The sequence below is a fragment of the Plantactinospora sp. WMMC1484 genome, assembly GCF_049315195.1.
GTDB lineage: Bacteria > Actinomycetota > Actinomycetes > Mycobacteriales > Micromonosporaceae > Plantactinospora.
In genome coordinates, this window is the sequence record NZ_CP186055.1 from 4,180,984 (window position 1) to 4,206,035 (window position 25,052).

Sequence of the window (25,052 nt, forward strand, 5' to 3'; positions counted from 1 at the left end):
CACGGCACTCGCCATGACCGCCACGACGATCCTGGCGGCGGTGGCGGTGACCCCGGCTCCGGCCCAGGCGGCGCCGGTCACCATCACCAACGGCACCCAGTTCACCGACACCAGCGGCAACCCGTTGCACGCGCACGGCGGCGGCGTCCTGAAGGTCGGCGACTACTACTACTGGTTCGGCGAGAACCGGAACGCCGACAACACCTTCCGGGCCGTCTCCGTCTACCGCTCCACCAACCTGCGGGACTGGGAGTTCCGTAACAACGTCCTCACCCAGTCGTCCGCCTCGGAGTTGCAGGTCGCCAACATCGAGCGACCGAAGGTGATCTACAACGCCAGCACCGGTCGGTACGTGATGTGGATGCACAAGGAGAACGGGTCGAACTACAGCGAGGCGCGGGCCGCCGTCGCCTCGTCGGCGACCGTGGACGGCACCTACACCTACCACGGCAGCTTCCGGCCGCTCGGCCAGCACATGTCCCGGGACATCACCCTCTACAACGACGGCGGCACCGCATACATGATCTCGGCCGCCGACGAGAACTACGACCTGCACATCTATCGGCTCACCGCCGACTATCTCAACGTGGCGAGCCTGGTCGGCAACTTCTGGAACGACGCGCACCGGGAGGCGCCGGCGATGTTCAAGCGGGGCAGCACGTACTTCCTGCTGACTTCGGGGGCCACCGGCTGGAGCCCCAACCAGGCGAGGTACGCCACCGCGTCGAGCATCTCCGGCCCGTGGACCGGCTGGACCAACGTCGGCAACTCCACCACCTTCAGCTCCCAGCCCAGCTACGTGCTGCCGATCCAGGGCAGCTCCACCACCAGCTACCTCTACATGGGCGACCGCTGGGCCGGTGCCTGGAGCGGGCCGGTCAACGACTCCCAGTACGTCTGGCTGCCGATCAGCTTTCCCTCCAGCACCAGCATGAGCCTGAGCTGGTATCCCTCCATCACCATCGACACCGCCACCGGCACCGTCACCGGCAACTCGCCCACCTACTACCGGGTCACCAACCGCAACAGCGGCAAGGTGATGGACGTGATCGAGGGCTCGACCGCCAACAACGCCGAGATCAAGCAGTGGAGCTGGAACGGCGGCGGCAACCAGAAGTGGGAGTTCCAGGACGCCGGCGGCGGCTACGTCCGCGTGGTCAACTCCAACAGCGGCAAGTGCCTCGACGTCGCCTCCGCCTCCACCGCCGACGGTGCCAACATCATCCAGTACACCTGTGGCGGCGGCACCAACCAGCAGTGGCAGTGGGTCGCCACCGACGGCTACCACCAGCTGCGCGCCCGGCACAGCGGCAAGTGCCTGGACGTGGTCGACCGGGGCACCGGCGACGGCGCGGACATCCAGCAGTACGCCTGCACCGGCGGCACCAACCAGCAGTGGAGCCGTACCCAGTCCTGACCGCGCCGCAGACGCGCCGAGCACCCGTGGCACGCGCCGGCGAGGCGCGGTGCCCGGGTGCTCGGCTCCTCCGGGTGTGCGTCGGCTATGTGGTCACCCGGAAGGTCGCGTCGCCGCGTCCCTGCGTGTCATTGATCGGGTCGAGGCGGAGCAGGTAGTCGTAGTGCCGGATGTACCGGTCGGGATAGTTGTGGGACTGGAACGACGTCCACGACGGGTTCGCCAGCCCGGCGACCTGGCGGAAGCTGGCGTCCCCGGCAAAGGTGGCGGTGCCGTCGTCGGCCTCCAGCCGCAGGTCGAACCCGTAGTGCCGCAGGTAGTAGCCGGGAAAGTTCACCGACTGGAACGACACGGTGCCGGTGCCGGCGAGCCCCGGCATCAGCCGGAACTGCGCGTCCTGGGCCGGGCTGACGTTCGCGTCGATCCGCACGTCGAAGTCCGCGTGCCGCACGTACCGGTCCGGGACGTTGTACGACTGGATCCGGTTGACCGGCACCGTGCTGCCCCAGCGGCCGAGCACGCGGCTCTGCTCCGCGGCGGTCAGGTTGAGGATCGAGCCGTGCCGCTTGCGGGTCCCGCCCATGGCGTACGAAGCCGAGGCGGCGATCCGGTAGCCACCGGTGCTCGACGGGTTGCCGGTCAACACCGGCAGGTAGCCACGGCCGGACGCGTACTGGTCCAGGTAGAGCGCCCATTCGTTGCGCGGGTTGAATTTCATCCACATCGGACCCTCGACCTGCGAGCCGGTCAGCCCGATCCCGGAGAGGTTGCCGAGGTTCGTCCAGGAGCCGAGGATCGAGTTGCTGCCCTCGACGGTGATCTGACCGTCCCCGGACGCCCGCACGTAGCGGTAACTGCCGACCCCCGTCGGCACCTCGACGATCTGGGTGTCGATGATGCCCTGGCTGCCCGGCCGGTCGATGTAGACCTGCGCGGTGGTGATGCTGCGGAAGGTGCTGGTCCGGGCGGAGTGGATCCGGTGCTTGGTCACGCCGTTGCGGGACGAGTTCGTCGCCCAGTAGAGGACGTAGTCGTTGGTCTCCGGGTTCCAGATCGCCTCCGGAGCCCAGGCGTTGCGGCCGTCCGGAATCGCTCCGGCCACGTTGAGCAGCCACGGCGCAGACCAGTTGACCAGGTCGGTGGACTCCCACACCACCAGGCTGCGGCTGCCGTTGTGCTGGGCGTCGTCCCAGTTCTGACCGCAGCCGATGCAGAGGTCGGTCGCGATGATCCAGTACCTGTCGCCGGCGGGGGAGCGGACCAGGGCGGGATCGCGGACACCCCTGGTGCCGACGGTGGAGCGCAGTACCGGCGCGCCGTTGTTCAGGTCTGTCCAGCGCAGCCCGTCGGTGCTGTGTGCGAGGTAGATCTGCTGGCCGGTCGAGGACTCGCCGGTGAAGTGGGCCATCAGGTAGCCGGTGAAGGGGTCCAGCGCGACCGCCCTTCCCGGTGTGGCCACCGACCACGAGGTGAAGAGCAGGACGGCGGCCGTGAGCGTCGCGCCCAGCCGGACAACGGCTCTCGACATGTGCCTCTCCTTTCTGCGGGGGACGGGGACGATCGTCCGTTCAGAGGGTGGGGACGATCGGCCGGATGCTGCCGTCGGCGTCGAACTCCATCCGGTCGATGGTGGTCTCCCGGTTCGTGCCGTTGCCAGCAGGCACGGCGAACCGGTGGTACGCCACATACCAGGTGTCGGTGCCGGGCGCCCGGACCACGGAGTGGTGGCCGGTGCCCCTGATGCCGGCGTCGAGCCGCTTCTGCAGCACCACACCGCGCCTGGTCCAGGGGCCCAGCGGCGAGGAGCCGATGGCGTACGCGACCCGGTAGTCCTCGCTGCGGGTGTCGTTCTCCGACCACATGAAGTAGTAGCGGTCGTCGCGTCGGAGCACGAACGGCGCCTCGTTGTAGCCGGCCGGGGTGACGGTGCGGACCTGCGCCGGGTCGAACGAGACCATGTCGGCGTTCAGCGGCACGACCCGGGCCACGCCCTGACCCCAGTAGAGGTACGACCGGCCGTCGTCGTCGGTGAAGACCATCGGGTCGATCGCCTGCCCGCCGGGGAACTGGCCGGCGCGGATCAGCGGCCGGCCCAGCGCGTCCCGGAACGGCCCGGTCGGCGAGTCGGCCACCGCCACCCCGAGCTGCTTGCCGGTGTCGCCGCTCGCCGCACCGCCGCTGAAGTAGAGGTAGTACCGACCGTTGCGGCTGGCCACCGCAGGTGCCCAGGCCGAGTTGTCCGCCCAGGACACGTCCGGGCCGTGGTCGAGTACGACGCCGTGGTCGGTCCAGGTGACGAGGTCGGTGGAGGAGAACGCCTTGTAGTAGCTGCCGCTCCAGCTCGCGTAGCCGTCGGTGGTGGGGTAGAGGTAGTAGCGGCCGTTGAAGGTGGTGATGTGGGGGTCGGCGAAGAGCCCCGGAATGACCGGCCCCCTGGTCGTCTTCGGCGCCCAGGGCGCGGCGAGCCGGAACGAGCTGTCCGCCCGGAACGTCGCCGTCTCCTCGTACGCGTCGAGCCAGAGCGTGAAGTCGCGGTGCCGGATCCGCCGCTCCGGATAGTTGTACGAGACCAGCGAGATCGCTCCGGCGACCGAACCGTCGACCGCGCAGAAGGTGGCGTCGGCCCGGAATGTCGGGTCGCCGGTGTTGGTGTCGACCCGCAGTCGCCAGTCCCGGTGTCGCAGAAACCGCCCGTCCTTGGTCTGCAACGAATAGCACGTGGGCGAGGCGAGCCCGTTCACGATGGTGAAGGTCGCGTCGCGCATGGTCTGGCTCGTGCTTCCCGCCGCGACCGGGTCCAGTCGCCCGAGTTGGTCCTGGTGGCGCAGATACCGGCCGGGATAGTTCACCGACTCCAGCGAGCGGGCGCCGGTCGGCAGCGGTGCCGCCAGCGCGGCCGAACCCGGGACCAGGACCAGGAGGCCGGCGGCCACTGTCGAGAGCGTGAAGAGGGAAAGGAATCGCATCGTGGAACTCCCATCTGGACCGTCTGGCCGTCCGGCGCGATCCCGGCGGGCGCCCGGGCGCGCAACGTGCACTCCCACCCGTCGTGTGGCCGGCGTCCCCGCACATGCGGCCGGCGCCTCGCAGGCGGTGCGGTCGGTGTCACCGGGGGTACGGTGGCGTCTCCCCGGGTGCGGTTGGCATGGCAGTCCGGACCGCCGTCGGCACGAGAGCGGTCTGCCGCAACGGATCGGCCGTCTGGACGGCATGCGTCGTGGTGTGCGTGGGGGCCCGGACCGACGGCCTCGGGGCGAGGACCGGTGCGCCATCCCGCGCCGGATGGCGCACCGGGCAAGGCCGCGTTGCAAGGAAGTGTTAGCGGTAACACGGTGTCTGTCAAGCCCTCGACAAACCTCGATTCCCGGTGGTCGTGCCGCGCGTGTTCGAGTGTGAACGGTCCTGAACCTCTCGGTTCGGATCCTGGCGCCCGGTCGCTGTTTCCGATACCGATGTCACAGACGGCGCCGGCGTGGGAGAGCTGATCCACGTGAGATCGTCGTGCCGGGGGGCAGCGGTGGCGTGCCCGTCACCCTGGCCCGATCAGGGGGCGATTCCGGTCGAACGGCACCGCACCGGACGCGTGCGATGGGGGCGCCGCTGCGGCGGCGCCCCCATCGGGTGGAGCGGTGTTCAGGTGAGACGCGGGTCGAGCCGGGCCTACTTGAGCCAGGGCTGCTTCTGCACGATCGGGAGCTTCTCCCAGACCTTGCCGAAGCCGATCGTCCTACCGGCGCCCACCAGGGCCAGGCCGACCATCACGGCCGCGGTGATCAGGTGCTCGTCCATGAACGGGTTGGTCTGCGGCGGCAGCGCCACCGACCACATCATCACGTACAGGGCCGCGCCGGCCGTGGCCGCCACCCGCATGCCGATGCCAAGTGTGAGAGCCAGACCGATTCCGAGCAGGCCCAGCATGAAGGCCCAGTTCGCGAAGCCGGTGCCGGCCAGGGAGTGGTAGAAGCCCGCGAAGGGTCCCTCCGACCCGCTCAGGAAACCCTGGGTCGGGTTGCCGCCCTCGATCCAGGCCCGCTCCGCCGGAGTGGCGAAGCCCAGGCCGAAGACCTTGTCGACGAACGCCCACAGGAAGGTCCAGCCGAGGGCCAGCCGCACCGCAGCCCAGATGTACCGGGCGGCCTTCTGTGCCGCCGTTTCGGTCACGTCGATGCCGACCGCAGGAGCGGTCGTTCCCGTCGTCTGCCGCTCGGAAATCGCGGTCATGGCGATGCACGTCCTCTCGTCTCCGCCGTGCCCCCGCTGGGCACACATCAATTTCATCGGTTTCGAACTCTGGCCGGCAGAGTCCGTGGACCGGACGTCAGCGGGTCTCCCGCCCCGGCACCGCCGGGACCTTCGACCTGATCCCGGTCGCCTCGTCGGGGTGGGTAACCGGTCGTCCCCCGGGTCGGAGTGCTCGGTACGGGCTGGTGTCGGCTCGGTCAGTCACGCCGCGCTGCACCACGCGGCCTGTCCGGTGGCCGTCGTCCATCGGTGACCAGGACCGGACATTCCCGCGAACTCCTCGGCCGGTGCCTGCACGGCGCCCGGAGCGGAGATACGGTCGGGTGCGGAGATACGGTCGGGTGTGGCGGCACGCCGCTCACCCCGCGCCTTCGCCGGCGTGCGCCCGACCCGTCGCGGCAAAGGCTCTACCGGATACTTGATGCATTCAAGAACAAAGTAGGGCATACTGCGGGGCGTCGGTCGGGCAGTGACGTCACCCACCTCGACGGCACCGCTGACGGGCGCCCCCGCCCGAGCGCATCCGACGGGCGAGCGTCCCGACCGGACGATACAGGTCATCTACCAGGGTGTTTTGCCCCGAGTGCCTTCGGGCACCAGCAACCGGTTGACAGCACGAGCGACTGACAGGAGAAGGATCGACGTGCCTGAGCACGGCAGCGAGAGCGAAAACCCGGCAATCCCGGCCCCGGCCCCCCGGCGGGGCCGGCCGAGGACCAACCAGGACTGGTGGCCCAACCAGCTGAACCTTCAGGTCCTCCACCAGCACTCACCCCGGGCCAACCCGATGGACGAGTCCTTCAGCTACGCCGAGGAGTTCCAGAGGCTCGACGTCGAGGCGCTGAAGCGGGACGTCTTCGAGGTGATGAGGACCTCGCAGGACTGGTGGCCGGCCGACTACGGTCACTACGGGCCGCTCTTCATCCGGATGAGCTGGCACTCCGCCGGCACCTACCGCATCGAGGACGGTCGCGGCGGTGGCGGCGACGGTGCCCAGCGCTTCGCCCCACTCAACAGCTGGCCCGACAACGCCAACCTGGACAAGGCGCGCAGACTGCTCTGGCCCGTCAAGCAGAAGTACGGACAGAAGATCTCCTGGGCAGACCTCCTCGTCTTCGCCGGCAACTGTGCTCTGGAGTCGATGGGATTCAAGACCTTCGGCTTCGGGTTCGGGCGCGAGGACGTCTGGGAGCCGGAGGAGATTTTCTGGGGGCCCGAGGACGCCTGGCTCGGCGACGAGCGCTACAGCGGCGACCGGGACCTGGCCGCCCCACTGGGCGCGGTGCAGATGGGACTGATCTACGTGAACCCGGAGGGGCCGAACGGCAACCCGGATCCGCTGGCCGCCGCCCGGGACATCCGGGAGACCTTCCGCCGGATGGCGATGAACGACGAGGAGACGGTCGCGCTCATCGCCGGTGGTCACACCTTCGGCAAGACCCACGGGGCCGCCCGGGCCGACGAGTACGTCGGCCCGGAGCCCGAGGCGGCCCGGCTCGAAGAGCAGGGTCTCGGCTGGAAGAACAGCTTCGGCAGCGGTAAGGGTCGGGACACCATCACCAGCGGCCTCGAAGGCGCCTGGACACCGACCCCCATCACCTGGGACAACAGCTTCTTCGAGACGCTCTTCGGCTATGAGTGGGAGGTCGCCGAGAGCCCGGCCGGCGCGAAGCAGTGGAGGCCGACGAGCGGCGCCGGGGCGGACGCCGTGCCCGGCGCCCACGACCCCTCCGTCCGGTACGCCCCGATGATGGCGACCACGGACCTTGCCCTTCGGGTCGATCCGATCTACGAGCCCATCTCCCGGCGCTTCATGGAGAACCCCGACCAGTTCGCGGAGGCGTTCGCCAAGGCGTGGTACAAGCTGCTGCACCGCGACATGGGACCGGTCACCCGCTACCTCGGCCCGTGGGTGCCGGAGCCCCAACTCTGGCAGGACCCGGTCCCGCCGGTCGACCACGAACTGGTCTCGGAGCAGGACGTCGCCGAGCTGAAGCGTACGATCCTCGGCTCGGGTCTCTCCGTCTCCCAGCTGGTCTTCACCGCCTGGGCGTCGGCGGCGAGCTTCCGCGGCACCGACATGCGGGGCGGGGCCAACGGTGCCCGGATCCGGCTCGAACCGCAGCGGAACTGGGAGGTCAACGACCCGGCCTCGCTCGGCACGGCGCTGCAGACGCTGACCGGGATCCAGCAGGAGTTCAACGGCGCGCAGGCCGGCGGTAAAAAGGTCTCGCTCGCCGACCTGATCGTCCTCGGGGGTTGCGCGGCCATCGAAGAGGCGGCCCGGAACGCCGGGCACGAGATCACGGTTCCGTTCACACCGGGGCGCACCGACGCCTCGCAGGAGCAGACCGACGTGGACTCGTTCGCCGTGCTCGAACCCCGGGCGGACGGGTTCCGCAACTACCTGCGAGCCGGCCAGAAGCTCTCGCCGGAGACCCTGCTGCTGGACCGGGCCAACCTGTTGACGCTGACCGCCCCGGAGATGACGGTCCTGGTCGGCGGCATGCGGGCCCTGGGCGCCAACCTCGGCCAGACGCCGCACGGTGTCTTCACCGACCGGCCTGGCACGTTGACGAACGACTTCTTCGTGAACCTGCTCGACATCGGCACGGAGTGGAAGGTTTCCGCCTCGGCCGAGGACGTCTACGAGGGCCGGGACCGGGCGACCGGGCAGGTCACATGGACCGGCACCGCCGTCGACCTCGTCTTCGGCTCGAACTCCCAACTCCGCGGCATCGCCGAGGTCTACGCCGGTGCGGACGCGCAGGAGAAGTTCGTCCGGGACTTCGTGGCGGCGTGGGTCAAGGTCATGAACCTCGACCGGTACGACCTGGCCTGACACGCCAGGTAGGGCCCGGGTCGGCGCGTGCTGACCCGGGCCCTACCTTGTCCGGCCCCGGCGACCCGCCCGAGGAGAGGCGTTTGCCGGTCGCGGCTCCGGGGCAGTTCGGGGGATATGGTCCGAACCACCCGAACCACGACGGGGGATGTCATGCGCCGTACCGCTCCGCAGGCCCTGCTCGCCACGGCGATGGCCATCGCCCTGCTGGCCGGCTGTGCCCCGGACGGCAGCCCGGAGAGCACCTCGACGACCTCCTCGGCGGCGCCGACCGGTTCGACCGCCTCGGCGAGCCAACCGGCCGGGTCGCCGTCACCCGACGCGACGCAGGTGATCCGCTCCTCGGCCCTGCTCCAGCCCGAGGACCTCGGCGGCGCGACGCTCGAGCCGATGCCGCAGGGCGACAGCGAGCATCTGCGGCCGGTGCGGCCGTGTGGCGAGCGCTATCCGAGCGACGAGACCCGGACCGCCGCCGTCGCCATGCGGGCACACGTCAGCCCCGGAGAAAACGAGACACCACGGGTGGTGCTCCAGTACGTCGGTTTGCATCCCGGGCACGGGGCGGCAGCCTTCGACGAGATCGCGGCGGCACTGCGGCGGTGTCCGGGCAGCCTGGAGTCCGGCAAGCATCGCTGGGAGGTGGCCGGGACGGGCATCGCCGGTGACGAGTCGCTGCTCGTGCGGGTGTCGGCGCGGTTCAGCTACGGCGACGAGGAGTCCGTCACCACCACCCCGGCCGTGCTGGCGCGGGTCGGTGACCACATCATGGTCCTCGCCGATCTGGGCTGGGAGAATGCCAGCGGTACCGAGTCGTATGTCCGCCGGTTGGCGCCGAAGGCCGTCGAGCGCCTGCGCGCGGCGCAGTGACCGGGCGCCTGCGCGCGGCGCAGTGACCGGGTGGCACCCGCCAACGTCAGCTCGCCCGGGGGTCAGCTCACCACCGGCAGGATGACCCGCTCCAGCACCGTCACCGGGGTCCGCCACTGCTCGGGCTCGTTGTAGTTGCCGGCGTTGATGGCCACCACGAGTTCGAGGTCGGGTAGGACGAGCAGTCGTTGACCGCCGTTGCCCATGCCGGCCACCATCCGGTGGGCCGCGACGGTCTCGACGTACCACTGGTAGCCGTAGCCGGCACCCCAGTGGGTGCGCAGGTGGGGGCGAGGTCGGAGCATCTCGCGGATCCAGTCGGCGGGAGCGATCCGACGGCCGCGCCAGGCTCCGCCGCCGAGCACCAGCTCGCCGATCCTGGCCAGGTCGGAAGCGGCCAGCCGGAGCCCGGAGGCGGCCGAGGCCACCCCGTCCGGCCCGGCCATCCACTCGACGCGGTGAATGCCGAGCGGCTCGAAGAGCGCCGTCCGGGCGTACTCCGCCAGCGGCTGGCCGGTGCCGTCGGCGAGCAGCCGGCCGAGCAGCGCCGTGGCGCCTCCGCAGTAGTGCCAGCGGGTGCCGGGCGGGTCGACGATCGGCCGCGCCAGCACGTAGCGGTACCGGTCGGGCGCGAGTTCCATGGCGATCTCGGCATTGGCCGGACTGTCGTACGGGAGGTCTTCGCGCCACTCCAGTCCGAGGGACATCGTCAGAGCGTGCTCGACGGTGAGCCGGGCCCGTGCCGGGTCGGCCGCCAGGTCGGGGTATTCGGGAAAGTGTCGCAGTAGTGGCGCCGAGGGCTCCGGGACCCGACCCTCGTGCAGCGCGATACCGTAGAGCAGCGCCGTCACGCTCTTGGTGACCGAGCGGAGGTCGTGCAACGTCCCGGACCCGAACTCGACGACGCCGAGCGGGATGTTCCAGGCGAAGTCCTCACCCGAGCCGTAGTAATCCAGCAGGGTCTCGCCGCCGCGGACGGCGACGACCGCATGCAGGCCGGCGATCTGCCCGTCCCCGAGCGTCTCGTCCAGGCGGTCGCGCAGGTGCGTACTTGTCATCGCTCCCCCGTCGTTCGGCAATCAACGCGTCGCGCATGCTCCGGCCGGCTGGGCGCGCGGTCTCCGCACGGCAGCGGCCCGGCACCCACCGACCCGGCGCGGTGCGCGGATGTCAGTTGGACCAGGTGTATCCGGCCACGTCCCAGGCGGCCTGCAGCTGGCCGAGGCCGAGGACGACGGCCACCCCGGTGGCGACCAGCAGGACGGCGACGGTCATGACCATGGTTCGTACCCGCACGATGATCTCCCTGCGGATCGGGTGTGGCGTGGACAGGCTAGCCATTCTCCGCCGACCCGGGCACGCCTGTCGATGGGCGTAACGGTCGGTCTTCCGTCGGGTACCGGCTGGTGTTGTGTCGGGCACCGGCCGGTCTTCCGGGTGCGGCGACCGGTGGCGCGGAGCGGTGACCGGTGGGTGCGGGTAGCGACCGGTAGAGGGTCAGATGCGCCTCGGCGGCGGCGTGCCAGGTATGGGACCCGGCCAGCGCCCGACCGGCGGCCTGCCGGGCCGGGTCGGGCAGCTCGACGGCGGCACGCATCGCGGCCGCGAGCGTGACCGGGTCGGTGCCGTAGCGGACCGCATCGCCGAACACCTCCCGCAGCACCGGAAGGTCACGGGCGACCACCGGCACGCCCGCGGCGAGCGCCTCCATGGCGGCGAGCCCGAAACCCTCCTTGGTGGAGGGAAAGGCGAAGACGCTCGCCGCGGCGACCAGCGAGGGGAGCGCCCGGTGGTCGACCGGCCCGAGGATCTCCGGCGCGACGGCCAGGCGTGCCGCCATCGCGTCCCAGCGGGCCCGGTAGTCGCGGTAGTCGAAGAGCGTCTCGCCACCGGCGACCACCAGGCGCAGGTCGGGCAGGTCACGGCGGAGCAGCGCGTACGCACCCAGCAGCTCGAGCGAGCCCTTGCGCGGCTCGATGCCGCCGACGGCGAGCACGTACCGGCCGAACCGGCGGCGCCAGGTGCGCCGGGCGCGCCACCCCTCCGGCTCGGCCGCCGCCGCGAACCGGGGGGCGTCCACCCCGTTCGGGATGACCGTGGCGGTGATGCCCCAGCCGGCGTGGAGTTCCGCCGCGACCGCCGCCGAGACACAGACGTGCGCGGCCGGCTCGACGATGGCCCGCTCGTGGCAGGCGGCCAGCTCAGGAGTGGTGAAGTGGTCGACGTGGTGGACGGTACGCAGACAGCGCTGCACCGCGTTGGCGCTGATGCAGTCCTGGGCGTGGACGACGTCGTACCGGTCCGGGGTGAAGGACGACCGGAGGGTGGCGATGGAGCGCAGGATCCGGGCGCCGACCGCCTCGCCCGGACGGTCGGGGAAGGGCACGATCTCCTGCCGGACCGCGGCGTCGACCGGCCGGAAGAAGCCGGTGTCGCCGCCCCGGCCGAGCGTCCAGACGGTGACCTCCTGGCCGAGCGCGGCGAGCGCCTCGGCCAGGGCGAGCGTGTGCACGACCCCGCCGCGCGGCCGGGTCGAATAGCTCAGCAGTGCGATCGAGAGCCGCTCCCGCGACCGCTGCGGTGACGTGATCCCCGATCTCACGGCCGCCGGTCCAGATAGGACTCGGGGCGGCGTTCGTCGAGGTGGTGCAGCACCCGGCGGGCCGCCGCGATCTCGGCGGCGACGTCGAGTTCGGCGACCGCGAGACCGGCCTTCGCCCAGGTGCGGGCGAGTACGTTGCCGGCCGGCCCGACCACCTTGGACTGGCCCAGGAAGCGCATCCCGCCCATCGCGCCGGTCTGGTTGGACGAGACCACCACGATCTGGTTCTCGGCGGCCCGTGCGCAGTCGTAGAGGTCGAAGAGGCGCGACTGGCGGTCCTGGGAGAGCTTCGGCGCCTGGTTGGTGATGCTCGCCGGCCAGGCCGAGAGGGTGGCGACGATCTGCGCCCCGTCCAGCGCGAGGGTGCGCGCGGACTCCGGGAAGGTCTTGTCGTAGTCGATGAGCATCCCGATGCGACCGACCGGTGTGTCGAAGGCGGCGAAGGTGTCGCCCGGCCGGTAGACCGTGACCTCGGCCGCCGGCAGGTGCACCTTGCGGTGCCGGCCGAGCACGCCGTCGCCGTTGACGCAGACCGCCGCGTTGTAGCGGTCGTCGCCGTCGGCCTCGCAGTAGCCCACGCAGACCACCATGCTGCCCGCCATCGCGATCACCTGCGCGATCACCGGGTCGTCCCGCTTCAGTGCGGGGGGCAGGGCGGCCGGATCCGGGTGCCGCAGGTCCGCGAGGTAACCGCCGAGGGCCGCGTCGGGCAGGACGAGCAGGCCGACACCCGCGGCACCGGCATCGGTGATGATCTTCCGGATGCGGGCGAGGTCGAACTCCAGGTCGCGGCCGAAGTGTGCGGCGGCGGCGGCGATACGCGTCACGGGCATGGCCTAGATCTTCGAGGACCGGTGCGCGCGGCCGCTCACACGACCACCGGCTCGGGCGCCAGCCGGGCGTACGCGGCGGGGCGCCGGTCGCGCAGGTGGGCCATTGACCGGCGGGCGGTGGCCAGCGCCCGGCCGAGGTCGAGCTCGGCGATCGCCGTTCCTTCGGTGGTGCCGGTCGTCGCCAGCACGTCCCCACCCGGGTCCACGATCTTGGCGCTGGCCACGAACCGCAGCGAACCGAAGCTGCCGGACTGGTTCGCGGAGACCCAGACCACCTGGTTCTCCAGGGCCCGCGCCCGGTCGAAGAGGTCGAACCGCCGGGTCCAGCGGTCCTCGGCCAGGTCGTCGCTGGGCGCCGTGCGGCTGGCGGGCCAGGCCGAGACGCAGACGACGATCTCGGCGCCGTCCAGCGCCAGCGACCGCGCCGCCTCCGGGAAGGCCTTGTCGTAGCAGATCATCATGCCGATCCGGCCCACCGGTGTGTCGAAGGCGTCGAACGACCCGCCGGAGGCGTAGCTGGCGCTCTCGTTCAACGGCTGGTGCACCTTGCGGTGGTGCCCCAGCAGACCGCCGCCGTCGACGCAGACCACGCTGTTGTACCGCAGTTCGCCGTCGGCCTCGCAGAACCCGGCGCAGACGACCATGTCACCGGCGATCGCCGACAGCCGCGCGATCTCGGGTCCGTCGACCCGGAGCGCGGGCGGCCCGTCGGCACCGCCGTCGAGGTGCGCCAGATAGCCGCCGAGGCACGCCTCGGGAAGCGCGAGCAGGTCGACGCCGGCCGCCCGGGCTGCCCCGACGATGCTCTCGATCCTCGCGAAGTCCGCCGCCAGGTCGCGGCCGAAGGGTGCGGCGGCGGCCGCCATCCGTACGATGCCCGTCATGCCGTCCCCAATCCGTTGCTACCGGCCGGTCCCGATGCCGTGACGCCGGCCGGGCCCAGTCCCGTGACGCCGGCCGGTATCGCCTCGGTGAGTTCCCCGTCCGGCCACCGCAACCGGACTCCCCGCCCGGCGACCAGCTCGCCGCAGTCGGCGCCGACCGCCGGCCCGGCCACCGGGACCGGGCTTCCCACCGGATCAGCGGTGACCATCCCGAAGCCCGGGAAGCAGGTGAGCCAGTCGCCCATGGCGGTGCCCTCCGGCCGCGGCACGCGCGCGACGTCGAGTACCGCCCCGACCCCGCCGGCCTCGGCGAGCATGCCGAGCGTGCCGGCGATCCCGGCCATCGACACGTCCTTGGCGGCGGCGGGCCGGGCGGTGGCGACGAGGCTCTGCATCGCCCGCAGTTGGGCGCGGTCGCGGCCGGTCGTCGAGTCCCACTGCCGCCCGTGGTAGCCGGGGCGCCACCGGCCGCCCAGGTCGGCGGTGACCCGTATCCGGTGTCCGGGCCGCCCACCGCCGCCCGGCACCGGATCGGCGGTACGCCCCAGCGCCGTCGCCGACAGCGCCGCCGGCACGCCGAGCTGCGTGTGCCCGCCGAGGATCGGTACGCCGTACGCCTCGGCGCCGGCGCGCAGGCCGGCGAGGATCCGCGCCGCGAACGAGGCGTCCCGGGCGCCGACCGCGTTGAGCAGGCCGACCGGCGCGGCGCCCATCGCGGCGAGGTCGTTGAGGTTGACCAGCACCGCGCACCAGCCGGCCCACCACGGGTCCCGTTCCACCATCGAGGGGATGACGGCGTCGCAGGCCGCGACCACGTCGGTGCCGGGGACCGGTGCGCCGTCGTCGCCGACGAAACCGGGGCCGCCCGGGGTCATCCCGGCGAGCAGGGTGCCGAGCGACCGCTTGGTGGCGTCGGCGAGCGCGGCGACCCGCCCGATCGGCCAGCGCATCAGCACGTGCGGCCGGGCGGCGACCCGCAGCGGGCGTACCGCGCGCCAGCCGAGGCGGCGGAAGAGCGCTTCGTTGCGGGCCTGCACGGTCGCCTCGAACCGCAGCACACCCGAGGTCTCCGCCCAGGCGCAGGCGGCCCGGACCAGCGCCGGCCCGATGCCGGCCCCGCCGCGGGCCGCCGGGTCGACGACCAACCGGCCACCGATCCACCAGCCGAGGTCGGCGCCCGGACCGGCGGGGCCGAGCCGCACCCCGCCGAGCACGGTGCCGTCGGGGTCGCGGGCGACCAGGACCAGCGTGCGCGGATCGTCGTCGTGCTCGTCGCGGTCGTCGCCGGCGAACATCCCCTGCTCCTCGACGAAGACCCTGATCCGCAGCCGCCGGTACGCCGCCAGCGTCGCCGGGTCGTCGGCGAGTTCGACCCGGGCCACCGGCGTCAGCCCGGGGCGGCTTCCGGTGAGCACCGGCGCCAGGTCGGCGGGAGCCGGCCCGAGCCGGCTCCTCAGACCAGCCGGCGGGCCGGTGACCGCGGTCATCCGCCGGCCGCCGTCAGCACACCGCACGCCCCGCACGCCGCGCAGCCGGCCGTCTGGTCGGCACCGGTCATGCCGGCCGCGCGCAGCAGCGCCGCCACCCGTTCGGTCACGTCGCGGACCAGTGCCGGCGCCGGTCCGGCGACGCCGTCGCGGCGGGCGAGCGTGCCGGCGGTGGGCCGGAACGGCACCACGAACGGGTAGACCCCGCGCGCGATCAGCCGCCCGGCGCCGGCGACGAGCTCGTCGGGATCCTCGCCGAGGCCGATCAGCAGGTAGGTGGAGACCCGGTTGCGGCCGAAGAGCCGTACCGCCTCGTCCCAGGCCCGCTCGTAGTCGGCGAGCGGCACCGTTGCCTTGCCCGGCATCCAGCGCCGCCGTACCGTGTCGTCGAGCGACTCGACGTGGATGCCGATCGCCGCCGCCCCGGCGTCCCGCAGCTCACCGAGCACACCCAGGTCACCGGGGGGCTCGATCTGCACCTGGATCGGCAGCCCCGGCACGGCCGCCAGCACCGCGCGTGCGCAGCGGGCGAGGTGCCGGCCGCCCCGGTCGGGCCCGGCCGTGGTGCCGGTGGTCAGCACCAGCTGCCGCACGCCGTCGAGCCGGACGGCCGCCTCGGCGACCTCGGCCAACTGCTCCGGAGTCTTGGCCGCCGTGGTCGCCCCGGAGCGCAGTGACTCCTCGATGGTGCAGAAGCGGCAGCGCTGCGGCTCGTCGTAGCGGATGCAGGTCTGCACCACCGTGCTGGCCAGCACGTCCGCGCCGTGCAGCCGGGCGATCTTCTCGTAGGGGACGCCGTCGGTCGTGGTCAGGTCGTAGAACCGGGGACGCCGGACCACCTGTACCGAGAGCCCGAGGTCACGGCCGTCGCGCCAGAGCCGCTGGTCGCGTACCACGTAAGGGCTGGTCGGGTCCACCGGCAGGGCGGCGTTGGCACCGTCCACCACCAGATGGCCGTCGTCGCTGGGCCCCGCGCCGGCCGGCCGGCGGACCGGGGCCTCCACGCGTACGCCGCGAACGGCGATCTCCGCCCGGGTGCCAACGCTCACCGTCGCCTCCTAGAACATGTACGTCGAGTTGATGACCGCACCCTTGCGCTTGTAGTGGATCAGCGCGTCCTGGACGTCGAGCGGGTGCGTCGGGATGACCCCCTCGATCAGGTCCTCTTCGCGGGCACCGTGCAGCGAGAGCCCGAACCGGCAGCAGTAGACCTTGCCGCCCTCGGCGATGAAGGTCTGCAACGAGTTGTTGATGTTGTGTTCGCCGGGGAACGCCGAGTTGCCGGTGGTCGGGAAGCCGCGGGTGGCGAGGCAGTTCAGCGACCCGGGGCCGTAGAAGTAGATGGCCGACTCGAAGCCCTTACGCAGGGCACGGGTTGCCTGGAGGATCGCGACGAAGCTCACCGACGACTCGTGCGCGATGCCGTGCACGAGCGTGAAGTAGACCTCGCCCTCCTCTGCCTGGTAGTCGGGGAAGACCTTGGTGCCGCCGTAGATCGTCGATCCCTCGGCGAGCGAGGGGTGCGGGATCTCGCTGAGGCTCTTCTGCTCCAGGTCGGTCAGTTCGGCCATGATGAGTCCTTTCCGGGGGTGAGGGGGCTATCCGTAGAGTTTTTCGAAGGTCCCGTGGAACATCGCCGTGGCGAGCTCGCCGTCACCGGCGGCGGCGCGCAGCTTCGCCAGCTCGCCGGCGTGGTCGCCCCACGGCTCGTCGCTGGCGAAGAGCACCCGGTCGTGGCCGACGCCGCGCCGGGAGATCTCCTGGGCCAGCCAGCGGGGCGCGAAGCCGATCGCCCAGGAGAGGTCGGTGTAGACCCGCTTGCCGGCGGAGATCCAGTCGAAGAACCGGCCGCCGATCAGCTTGATGTGCCCGCTCATGCCACCGCCGAAGTGCACGAGATGCAGGGCGACGTCGTCGGCGTACCGGTCGACCAGCTCTCCCACCTGGTCGATGTCGGAGGCCGCGCCGGGGGAGGTGTGCACGTGCACCACCAGCCCGTGCCGCCGGGCGGCCGCGAAGATCCGGTCCAGGCCGGCGTCGTCCGCGCGACCGCCGAGTAGGAAGCTGAGCTTCAGGGCGCGTACGCCGGGCTCGCCGGCGAGCGCGAGCGCCGCCTCGGTGCGTTCCGCGTCGTCGGCCCGGGAGGAGACCCAGAGTCCACAGCGGATCCGGTCGTCGGCCTGCGCCGCCTCCACGACCAGTTCGTTGAAGGCGAACGCCACGTCCGGGTCCGGCACGCCGTAGTTCGGCAGCACCAGCGCCCGTTCGGTGCGCTCGGCGTCCAGGTCGGCCACCAGTTGCGCGACGGTGGCCCGGGCGGCCGTCGCCGGCTGCACCGGTCCGCCGCCGTAGAACGGGTACGCCGGCAGCACCCCGAGGTGCCGGTGCGCGTCGCTGACCCAGGACTCAGCCATTGCCGGCTCCCGTGCCGATGCCGGCGCCCGTGGCGACCAGGCCACCGGCGGGCCGGGGCAGGAACCAGTCCAGATCGGGATACGTCTCGGACGGCGTACCCGCGATCCACCGCACCTCGTCGGTGGCGCGCTGCCGCCCCGCCGTGGCGATCCGCCCCGCCAGGTACGCCGCGTCGTCGCCGACTCCGGCGAACCGGCCGGACCCCCAGGTGTGCTGCCAGGGCAGGCCGAGGAAGTACAACCCCGGGCAGCTCGTCACGCCCCGCTCGTGCGCGGGATAGCCGCGACCGTCGAAGACCGGCACCTCGACCCAGCGGTGGTCGCGGTGGAAGCCGGTGCTCCAGACGACCGACCGGACGCCCTCGCGCCGCAGGTCGAGTGTGCTGGCCCCGGGCGGTGGCTGCCACACCGGCCGGTACCGCCGCTCTGCGGGCGCCGCGATGTCATGGGCCGCGATGTGCCGGTCGATGGAGTCCTTGATGCTCTCGGCGACGGAGTCGGCGTGGTCGAGGTTGGCGGCGAGGTCGTCGGCGAAGCCGACCGTCGCGCCGTCGATCCCGGTCAGCCGCCCGTGCAGGCGCATCCCGTCCCGGGCGTGCGCGCGCAGGTCGATGTCGCGTCCCCGGTCGCGGCCGGTCATGTAGTGGTTCGCCCGCAGCCGCACCTCGTCGGCGTCCGGGAACTGGTCGATGCCCCGGGCGTAGAAGCCCATCTCGTCGAGCCAGGCGACGACGTCCCGGCCCCGGTAGCGGCGGGCCGAGCGGGGGGCCCCGCCGACTGCCAGGTGCACCTGCCGGCCGGCGAGGTGCAGGTCCTCGGCGATCTGGCAGCCGGACTGTCCGGTGCCGACCACGAGCACGGCGCCGGGCGGCAGCTGCGCCGGGTTGCGGTACTGGCTCGAGTGCAGCTGGACCACGTCGGCGGGAAGGCGCTCCGCCATCCGTGGCACGGCCGGCTCGTGGTACGGGCCGGTGGCCACCACCACCTGGTCGGCGGTGACCGTGCCGGCGCCGGTCCGCAGCGTGAATGTGCCGGCGGCGGTACGCCGCAGCCGCGTCACGGCCACCCCCTCGACGAGCGGTGGTCCGAACGAGGCCGCGTACCGTGCGAGGTGGTCGACGACCTGCGGGCCGGTCATGAACCCGTCCGGGTCGTCCCCGGAGTAGGGGAAGCCGGGCAGCCGGCACTGCCAGTTCGGGGTGACCAGGCAGAACGAGTCCCAGCGCCGCTCGCGCCACTCGTGGCCGACGCGGTCGCGCTCCAGCACGATGTGCCGCACGCCGCGCCGGCACAGGTGCCAGCTCAGCGACAGTCCGGCCTGACCACCACCGACGATCGCCACGCTGTAGCGACTGCCGTCCAGTCCCGCGTACTCGGCCATCGCCCGGATCCTCTCGGCCGTTCCGGTCACCTCGGTGGAGCAGATCGGTGATCGCCTCAGTGAAGGGAGGACGCGTTTCCCCGCTGTTTCATCCGGAACAACCCCTCGTTAGTTGCTCCTCACACATCCCTCGTGCAGAGGCCGGCGGCCGGGACACCGATGGTGTCCCGGCCGCGTGGTCGTGCTGGTGAACGTCGTCGTGCCCGGTGTTCAGAAGAGCCAGGTGGGAAGTTCCCGGTCGCCGCGCAGCGGGACGAGGGGCGCTGCCGGAGGGTCGGCCTCCGGGCTCGCGGCCCTGCTACGAGCGGCGCTCGACGTGGTGCCCGGCGGCGGTGCGGCGGCGCACCGGGTGCCGTTCGCCGGCACGACGAGGTCGATCAGGTAGCTGTCGATCGCCTCGTCGGCGCAGGCCACCCGGCCATACACGATGTGTCCCCAGCCCTCGTAGGTCAGCAGTTCGGCACGGTCACCGAACTGGCCGGCGGCGCCGAGGGCCCAGTTGTAGCCGGTGGCCGGGTCGTGCAGCGCGTTGGCGAAGAGCAGTGTGGTGTCGTTGGCCGGGGTGACCGGACGCTGCGGGTTGTTCGCCGGGGTCGGCCAGCCCAGGCAGATCGCGCCGGCCTGCGCCCCTGGCGGGTCCGGCAGGTCCGGCGCCTCCCGCTGCGCGGCGTCGAGGAACGAATCCCACTCGGTGAAGTCACGCGCCTTCAGGTCCCAGTCCTGGCACAAGATCGCCTGGTACGCGAAGGGGACGACCGTCGGCGGCTCGTCGGCCGGCTGCCCGGCCGCCGCGCTCGCGGTCGACGGGCGACCCGTGTCGAGCCGCTCCAGCTCGCTGGCGATGTCGAGCCAGTAGGGCTGGTAGCGCAGGTTGCGTAGGACGAAGCCGACCAGCTCACGCTGGGTGATCCGGTAGCTCGGGTCGTCCGGGTCGGGGAGTTCGCCCCGGGCGGCGCGGTCCAGCAGCCGGTGCCAGAACTGACGGATGTCCCGGCCGTACAGCGCGCACTCGGTCAGCCGGGCGCAGCCGGCCACGAACTCGTTGAACGAGTCCTGCGCGGTGGCCGCCTGGGTGACGGCGAAGCCACGGGCGTCCTGGCTGTGGTCCATCGTGCTGTCGGCGACGATGGCGCGCATCCGGTCCGGATACAGTTCCGCGTACTGCTGTGCCATGAGCGTGCCGTAGGACATGCCGAAGAAGGTCAGCTTCTCGTCGCCGACCGCCGACCGGATGGCGTCGATGTCGCGGACCACCTGGAGTGTGTCGACGTGGTCGAATACCGGCCCGCTCCGGCTGCGGCAGTCCGCCGCCAGATCGCGGCTCGTGGTAACCATCTCGACGAATGCCGCCGGCGTGTCGACCGATCCGTCGTACAGGGCGAGGATCCTGTCCAGCGAACACATGATCGGAGTGCTCCGGGCGACGCCGCGCGGGTCGAAACCGAGAATGTCGAAGTGGCGGCGGAGTTCGCCGCTGTAAGTGCCGCCCAGTGCCGTGTTGACGCCTGATTCGTTCGGCCCGCCCGGATTGACGATCAGCGATCCGCGTCGCGCCGCCGGGTCGGTGGCGGGCCGCTTGGCCAGCGCCAGGGTGATGGTCGGCCCGTCCGGGTCGGCCCAGTCGACCGGTACCTCCAGGGTGCCGCAGAGGGCGGTGGCGTCCTCCGCGCACGGTGCCCACTCAACGGGGCCGGTCGGGGCCGCCGATGCGGCCAGCGGGGCGAGCGGTATCACCGCCAGCCCTGCCGCCATGCCGGCGACCAATTTTCGGATCAATGGCTTGCGCATGCTTCCTCTTCCAGAGGCTTTCCCGGGCATCGCCGGGGTCGGGTCGACGTTAGCCAATCCGGCAAGCTTCCAGGTTTCAGAAACATGTCACCGAAAAATGAATGCGGAAGTGCGGTGGGAATTCACCGGCAGAATGGCCGGCAGGATGACCGGCAGTCTATTTCTGCCGGTTCAGGGAAAGATTGAGGTCGCTACCGGTCGGGTGGCGGCGGAGCGGATCTGCCGATCCGCGAAAGGAGGAGTCGGCGGTCCGCTGTCAAGGTGGCCGGAATCACAGGCTCCGGCCGCCGAGCTACCGGCGCACCTCCGTCGCAACCCGCTGCGGTACCGACCGCTCGGCGCGTCAGCGCCGCCCGTACACCCGGCACGGCTCGGCGTCGGCCCACCTGACCTCCAGCCCGAGGCCGGCCCGGCCCGGGTCCGGAGCGAGGAACCCCGCCTCGGGACGGAGGGTGCCGTCGAAGATCAGCGACTCCACCCGGACGTGGTCGTGGAAGTACTCCAGGTGCCGCAGCTGCGGCACCGCGCAGAACGCGTGCGCGGAGACCGCCGGCGCGCAGTGCGCAGACAGGTCACTCTCGTGTCCGGCGGCGAGCCCGGCGACCTGCAACAGGCCGGTGATCCCGCCGCACCGGGTGACGTCGGCCTGGAGGCAGTCCACCGCCCGCGGCACGAGCAGATTGGTGAAGTCCCGGAGGACGAAGGCGTACTCGCCCGCCGCCACGTCCAACCCCGGGGGCCCGGCCTCCCGCACCAGGCGCAGCCCGATGAGGTCGGCCGAACTGACCGGCTCCTCCAGCCAGCAGACCCCCCACTCGTCGTGGAAGCGGTGTGCCCAGGCCAGCGCCTGCTTGCCGCGCAGCGCCCCGTTGGCGTCGGCGAAGAGCTCGCAGCCGTCACCGATCGCCGCCCGCACCGCAGAGAGCCGCTGCGGGTCCTGCTCGGGGTGCCGGGAGGTCTTCAGCTTCACCCGCCCGATGCCCTGACCGACCCAGCCCGCCAACTGCTCGACCAGCCGGTCGGTCGGATAGTTGGTGAACCCGCCGCTGCCGTAGACCGGCACCCGGTCGTGGACCGATGGGAGGATCCGGTACAGCGGCAGCCCGGCGAGCCGCGCCCACAGGTCCCAGAGCGCCACGTCGACCGCGGAGACGGCCATCGCGCCCGCGCCGGGCCGCCCCGCGTTCCGGATCTCGGCGAACATCCGCTGCCACGTCGCTGCCGGGGCCGACGGGTCGGCGCCGGTGACGACCGGCGCCAGCTTCGACTCGATGAACGCGGCCACGGAGACGTCGCCGTACGTGTAACCCAGCCCGGTCTCGCCGGCCGCGTGGGCGCGGACCAGGATCATGGTGGTGGCATCCCAGGTGAGCGTGCCGTCCTGTTCCCTGCCGTCCGGTCCGTCCGTCGGCACGGTGAACGCGTGCACGTCGATGCTCACGAACTCGCCCGCCGTTCCGGGCATCCGTTCCACCTCCTCCGGGTGCTCTGCCTCCGCCTCCTCCGACATTCCCCAGGGCCGATGGACGACACGTGCGGGGCCGGACAGATGCTCGGCGGTGAGGTTTGACTCGATCCGGGCGGGGAAGATCGGCGCCCCGGTGCGAGGGTCGGACCGGGACGGTGGCCCGAAGGAGAGATCGATGGGCAGGAAACCCAGAGTCAGCCTGCTACTGCTCGCTTCCGCCAGCCTGCTGGCGGTGATGGTCGACTACGTGGTCAAAGAGCTGAACCGGCCGCGTCACTGAACGGCATGGCCGCAGCACCTGTGCCGATCCCCGGACCCGGGCCGGTGGGCACCGGTCCGGGTCGCGCGGTCGGCCGCAACCCGCGCCGGGTCCTGGCGGTGTCGCCGCGCTACGCGCGCTCCTTCGGTACCCTCGACCACGCGTTCCCGCTGGTGGGCGCCGCCGCGTTCATGCCACCACAGGGGCTGCTCACCATCGCGGGTTACCTTCCGGCCTGCTGGCAGATCCGGTTCGTGGACGAGAACCTCCGTGACGTCACGGATCGGGAACTGGCCTGGGCCGAGGTGGTGCTGCTCAGCGGCATGCACGTGCAGCGCGAGCAGATCCAACGCCTGGCTGCCCGGGCCGGGGCCAGCGGCTGCGTCACCGTGCTCGGCGGGCCGTCGGTCTCGGCGAGTCCGGAGCTGTACCCGTCGATCGACCTGCTGCACGTGGGGGAGCTCGGGGACGCCACGGACGCGCTCGTCGCCCGCCTCGACGCGGATCCGCGACCGCCGACGGAGCAGGAGGTGTACGTCACCGGGGAGCGGCATCCGCTGGAGCGCTTTCCGATCCCGCGCTATGACCTGATCGACCTGCCGAAGTACCTGCTCGGCAGCGTGCAGTTCTCCAGCGGCTGCCCGTTCCGCTGCGAGTTCTGCGACATCCCGACGCTCTACGGGCAGCGCCCGCGCCGCAAGTCCGTCGCGGCGGTGCTGGGCGAGTTGGAGGCGATGCTGGAGCGGGGCAATCCCGGGACCGTCTATTTCGTCGACGACAACTTCATCGCCGACCCACGGGCCGCGGTGGAGTTGCTGACCGCCCTCGTACGGTGGCAGCGCGACCGGGAATACCCCGTCTCGTTCGCCTGCGAGGCGACGATGAACCTGGCGAAGCGGACGGACATCCTGGAGCTGATGCGGCAGGCGTCCTTCACGACGGTGTTCATGGGAGTGGAGTCGCCGGACCGGGACGCCCTGCGGGCCATGCGCAAGACCCAGAATCTCGCGACACCGTTGCTGGAGACCGTGCACCGGCTCAACCGGTACGGGCTCGAAGTGGTGGCGGGAATGATCATGGGCCTCGACGGGGACGACCCGGAGACCGGCCGGCGGATCCTGGAGTTCGTGGAGGCGTCGCAGATCCCGATGCTCACCATCAACCTGCTGCACGCGCTTCCGCGTACGCCGCTGTGGGACCGGTTGAGCGCGGCGGGACGCATCCGGCACGACGCCGAGGGTCGGGAGTCGAACGTCGACTTCCTGCTCCCGTACGAGACCGTGGTGCGGGACTGGCGGTCGACGGTGACCCGCGCCTTCACGCCGGAGGCCGTCTACCGCCGCTTCGGCCACCAGCTCCGGCACACCTACCCGCACCGGCTCCGGCCGCAGCGGCAGCGGCCGAGCCGGGCGCAGCTGATCCGGGGCCTCGGCGTGGTGGGCCGGACGCTCTGGCATCTCGGGATCCGGGGTAGCTACCGCCGGGTGTTCTGGCGGACCGCGTGGCCGCTGCTGCGTAGCGGCCGGGTGGAGAAGCTGGTCCACGTGGCCACGGTCTCGCACCACCTGATCACGTTCGCCAGGGACGTGGCGGCGGGCCGGGCGGAGAAATGCTTCTACAACCCGCGCGGCGGGCTGCCCGGATCCGGCTCCAGCGGGATCGGGCCAGTCGGGCCTGAGCTGCGCGAACCCGAGTACCAGGCGTGAACGGCGCGGCGAGGGGTAGACGGGTTCCGCCCGAAGGGCGCCATCGTCGCGTCCATAGAGAAAGGCAGGTTGCGCCATGGCTGCTACCGGTGGGAGTCCGCAACCGGGACGCTTCCCCGAAGATCCGACGGCGACCTATGCGTCGCCGGCTGCTGCGCCGGCCAGGCCTGCGCCGGCCACTGCTGCTCCGTCCGCCGCTGCGCCGGCTACCGGGGCACAGCCCACCGCCGCACCCGGTGCCGGGCAGAGGTCGCCCGGGGATCGGATCAGCGGCGGTCCGGTCTGGGGTGGTTTCGTGGTCGCCCTGGCCGTCTGGATCACTCTGGAGGTCTTCTTCGTCGCGGTAGGGGTCACCGAGGTCGGTGGCGCCCCCGCGCCGAGCCTGGACAGCGCCGCCTGGTGGTGGTCGCTGGTCGCGGCCGCAGTGGGCCTCTTCGCGGGCGGCATGACCGCCGGTGCCTCGGCCCGGTGGCGCGGCGTCCTCGACGGCGTACTGCTGGGCGTGACGGTGTGGGCGCTGAGCGTCGTCGCGGTGCTCATCCTCGCCAGCATCGGCACCGGCATCGGTTTCGGGGCGTTCGGCGACGTGTACGGCGCCGGTGGGTTCACCGGTCCCGGCGGAGCGGTGCCCGGCAGCGTGACCGACACCGTCCAGGAGGCGGCCGCCGTCGCGCTGCTCGTGCTCGGCATCACCATCGCGGCCGCGATCGCCGGTGGTGCGGCGGCAGTCAAGATCTGGCCCCGGCGGACCGGGCGGACGGGCCCGGCCTGACCGCGCTGCCGGTGCCGGGCCGCCCGGCTCGTCACCGGCGGGGCCGCGGTCCTGCTCGGAGAAGCCGACGGCGACCGCCGTCCGCTCCCG

General features: G+C 71.8%; 20 protein-coding genes. 5 read left to right on the top strand and 15 right to left on the bottom strand.

Annotated features, from left to right (window positions below; genetic code table 11):
• Window positions 1–13: 13 nt before the first annotated feature.
• Window positions 14–1,417 (top strand): RICIN domain-containing protein, encoded by a 1,404-nt coding sequence (locus tag ACN28C_RS18370; protein ID WP_422768766.1) that lies wholly within the window; start codon window positions 14–16, stop codon window positions 1,415–1,417.
• A gap of 85 nt (window positions 1,418–1,502) precedes the next feature.
• On the opposite strand, the gene ACN28C_RS18375 is transcribed toward ACN28C_RS18370, so the two are convergent.
• The 3 genes from ACN28C_RS18375 to ACN28C_RS18385 form a co-directional block, all read right to left on the bottom strand.
• A complete protein-coding gene (locus ACN28C_RS18375; protein WP_422768767.1) occupies window positions 1,503–2,945 on the bottom strand; it encodes a glycoside hydrolase family 43 protein in 1,443 nt (480 codons plus the stop codon).
• Window positions 2,946–2,985: 40 nt separating this feature from the next.
• Window positions 2,986–4,383 (bottom strand): family 43 glycosylhydrolase, encoded by a 1,398-nt coding sequence (locus ACN28C_RS18380; protein ID WP_422768768.1) that lies wholly within the window; start codon window positions 4,381–4,383, stop codon window positions 2,986–2,988.
• 694 nt (window positions 4,384–5,077) lie between these two features.
• Complete coding sequence (locus ACN28C_RS18385; protein WP_422768769.1) at window positions 5,078–5,638, bottom strand: hypothetical protein; 561 nt, start codon at window positions 5,636–5,638, stop codon at window positions 5,078–5,080.
• A gap of 604 nt (window positions 5,639–6,242) precedes the next feature.
• On the opposite strand from ACN28C_RS18385, the gene katG reads away from it, so the two are divergent.
• Complete coding sequence (gene katG / locus ACN28C_RS18390; protein WP_422768770.1) at window positions 6,243–8,501, top strand: catalase/peroxidase HPI; 2,259 nt, start codon at window positions 6,243–6,245, stop codon at window positions 8,499–8,501.
• A gap of 153 nt (window positions 8,502–8,654) precedes the next feature.
• A complete protein-coding gene (locus ACN28C_RS18395) occupies window positions 8,655–9,368 on the top strand; it encodes a hypothetical protein (RefSeq protein ID WP_422768771.1) in 714 nt (237 codons plus the stop codon).
• A 62-nt stretch (window positions 9,369–9,430) separates the two neighbouring features.
• On the opposite strand, the gene ACN28C_RS18400 is transcribed toward ACN28C_RS18395, so the two are convergent.
• From ACN28C_RS18400 to ACN28C_RS18455, 12 genes are all read right to left on the bottom strand, one after another.
• Complete coding sequence (locus ACN28C_RS18400) at window positions 9,431–10,426, bottom strand: serine hydrolase domain-containing protein (RefSeq protein WP_422768772.1); 996 nt, start codon at window positions 10,424–10,426, stop codon at window positions 9,431–9,433.
• Window positions 10,427–10,538: 112 nt separating this feature from the next.
• A complete protein-coding gene (locus tag ACN28C_RS18405; RefSeq protein WP_422768773.1) occupies window positions 10,539–10,664 on the bottom strand; it encodes a hypothetical protein in 126 nt (41 codons plus the stop codon).
• A 37-nt stretch (window positions 10,665–10,701) separates the two neighbouring features.
• Window positions 10,702–11,970: an MSMEG_0565 family glycosyltransferase gene (locus ACN28C_RS18410; RefSeq protein ID WP_422768774.1), complete on the bottom strand. Its 1,269-nt coding sequence runs from the start codon at window positions 11,968–11,970 to the stop codon at window positions 10,702–10,704.
• Window positions 11,967–12,803 (bottom strand): carbon-nitrogen hydrolase family protein, encoded by an 837-nt coding sequence (locus ACN28C_RS18415; protein WP_422768775.1) that lies wholly within the window; start codon window positions 12,801–12,803, stop codon window positions 11,967–11,969. Before ACN28C_RS18415 ends, ACN28C_RS18410 begins: the two co-directional genes overlap by 4 nt.
• Before the next feature lie 35 nt (window positions 12,804–12,838).
• On the bottom strand, window positions 12,839–13,687 hold the full coding sequence (locus ACN28C_RS18420) for a carbon-nitrogen hydrolase family protein (protein ID WP_422768776.1): 849 nt from the start codon (window positions 13,685–13,687) through the stop codon (window positions 12,839–12,841).
• Window positions 13,684–15,174 carry an MSMEG_0567/sll0787 family protein gene (locus ACN28C_RS18425; RefSeq protein WP_422768777.1) on the bottom strand — a complete coding sequence of 497 codons (1,491 nt, stop codon included), beginning with the start codon at window positions 15,172–15,174 and terminating at the stop codon, window positions 13,684–13,686. The genes ACN28C_RS18420 and ACN28C_RS18425 overlap by 4 nt, the downstream gene beginning before the upstream one ends.
• Window positions 15,171–16,223: an MSMEG_0568 family radical SAM protein gene (locus ACN28C_RS18430; RefSeq protein ID WP_422768778.1), complete on the bottom strand. Its 1,053-nt coding sequence runs from the start codon at window positions 16,221–16,223 to the stop codon at window positions 15,171–15,173. Before ACN28C_RS18430 ends, ACN28C_RS18425 begins: the two co-directional genes overlap by 4 nt.
• 9 nt (window positions 16,224–16,232) lie before the next feature.
• A complete protein-coding gene (locus ACN28C_RS18435) occupies window positions 16,233–16,745 on the bottom strand; it encodes an MSMEG_0572/Sll0783 family nitrogen starvation response protein (RefSeq protein ID WP_421493590.1) in 513 nt (170 codons plus the stop codon).
• A gap of 27 nt (window positions 16,746–16,772) precedes the next feature.
• Complete coding sequence (locus ACN28C_RS18440; protein ID WP_422768779.1) at window positions 16,773–17,588, bottom strand: amidohydrolase family protein; 816 nt, start codon at window positions 17,586–17,588, stop codon at window positions 16,773–16,775.
• The gene (locus ACN28C_RS18445) at window positions 17,581–18,969 is read right to left on the bottom strand and encodes an MSMEG_0569 family flavin-dependent oxidoreductase (RefSeq protein WP_422768780.1); all 1,389 of its coding nucleotides are present in this window, start codon (window positions 18,967–18,969) and stop codon (window positions 17,581–17,583) included. Before ACN28C_RS18445 ends, ACN28C_RS18440 begins: the two co-directional genes overlap by 8 nt.
• A gap of 210 nt (window positions 18,970–19,179) precedes the next feature.
• The gene (locus ACN28C_RS18450; RefSeq protein ID WP_422768781.1) at window positions 19,180–20,757 is read right to left on the bottom strand and encodes an alpha/beta hydrolase; all 1,578 of its coding nucleotides are present in this window, start codon (window positions 20,755–20,757) and stop codon (window positions 19,180–19,182) included.
• A gap of 343 nt (window positions 20,758–21,100) precedes the next feature.
• A complete protein-coding gene (locus ACN28C_RS18455) occupies window positions 21,101–22,222 on the bottom strand; it encodes an enolase C-terminal domain-like protein (protein ID WP_422768782.1) in 1,122 nt (373 codons plus the stop codon).
• Between the two features lie 288 nt (window positions 22,223–22,510).
• Here ACN28C_RS18455 and ACN28C_RS18460 point away from each other — a divergent pair, with 288 nt between their 5' ends.
• Both ACN28C_RS18460 and ACN28C_RS18465 read left to right on the top strand, forming a co-directional pair.
• Complete coding sequence (locus tag ACN28C_RS18460; RefSeq protein WP_422768783.1) at window positions 22,511–24,190, top strand: B12-binding domain-containing radical SAM protein; 1,680 nt, start codon at window positions 22,511–22,513, stop codon at window positions 24,188–24,190.
• Window positions 24,191–24,485: 295 nt separating this feature from the next.
• A complete protein-coding gene (locus ACN28C_RS18465) occupies window positions 24,486–24,962 on the top strand; it encodes a hypothetical protein (RefSeq protein WP_422768784.1) in 477 nt (158 codons plus the stop codon).
• Window positions 24,963–25,052: the final 90 nt, after the last annotated feature.

Excerpts from the sequence above, each read along its gene's own strand:
- ACN28C_RS18370 (WP_422768766.1), top strand. The coding sequence starts at position 14 with ATGACCGCCACGACGATCCTGGCGGCGGTGGCGGTGACCCCGGCTCCG.
- ACN28C_RS18400 (WP_422768772.1), bottom strand. The coding sequence starts at position 10,426 with ATGACAAGTACGCACCTGCGCGACCGCCTGGACGAGACGCTCGGGGAC.
- ACN28C_RS18380 (WP_422768768.1), bottom strand. The coding sequence starts at position 4,383 with ATGCGATTCCTTTCCCTCTTCACGCTCTCGACAGTGGCCGCCGGCCTC.
- ACN28C_RS18450 (WP_422768781.1), bottom strand. The coding sequence starts at position 20,757 with ATGCGCAAGCCATTGATCCGAAAATTGGTCGCCGGCATGGCGGCAGGG.
- ACN28C_RS18415 (WP_422768775.1), bottom strand. The coding sequence starts at position 12,803 with ATGCCCGTGACGCGTATCGCCGCCGCCGCCGCACACTTCGGCCGCGAC.
- ACN28C_RS18420 (WP_422768776.1), bottom strand. The coding sequence starts at position 13,687 with ATGACGGGCATCGTACGGATGGCGGCCGCCGCCGCACCCTTCGGCCGC.
- ACN28C_RS18440 (WP_422768779.1), bottom strand. The coding sequence starts at position 17,588 with ATGGCTGAGTCCTGGGTCAGCGACGCGCACCGGCACCTCGGGGTGCTG.
- ACN28C_RS18460 (WP_422768783.1), top strand. The coding sequence starts at position 22,511 with ATGGCCGCAGCACCTGTGCCGATCCCCGGACCCGGGCCGGTGGGCACC.
- ACN28C_RS18375 (WP_422768767.1), bottom strand. The coding sequence starts at position 2,945 with ATGTCGAGAGCCGTTGTCCGGCTGGGCGCGACGCTCACGGCCGCCGTC.
- ACN28C_RS18385 (WP_422768769.1), bottom strand. The coding sequence starts at position 5,638 with ATGACCGCGATTTCCGAGCGGCAGACGACGGGAACGACCGCTCCTGCG.
- ACN28C_RS18445 (WP_422768780.1), bottom strand. The coding sequence starts at position 18,969 with ATGGCCGAGTACGCGGGACTGGACGGCAGTCGCTACAGCGTGGCGATC.
- ACN28C_RS18435 (WP_421493590.1), bottom strand. The coding sequence starts at position 16,745 with ATGGCCGAACTGACCGACCTGGAGCAGAAGAGCCTCAGCGAGATCCCG.
- ACN28C_RS18425 (WP_422768777.1), bottom strand. The coding sequence starts at position 15,174 with ATGACCGCGGTCACCGGCCCGCCGGCTGGTCTGAGGAGCCGGCTCGGG.
- ACN28C_RS18455 (WP_422768782.1), bottom strand. The coding sequence starts at position 22,222 with ATGCCCGGAACGGCGGGCGAGTTCGTGAGCATCGACGTGCACGCGTTC.
- ACN28C_RS18395 (WP_422768771.1), top strand. The coding sequence starts at position 8,655 with ATGCGCCGTACCGCTCCGCAGGCCCTGCTCGCCACGGCGATGGCCATC.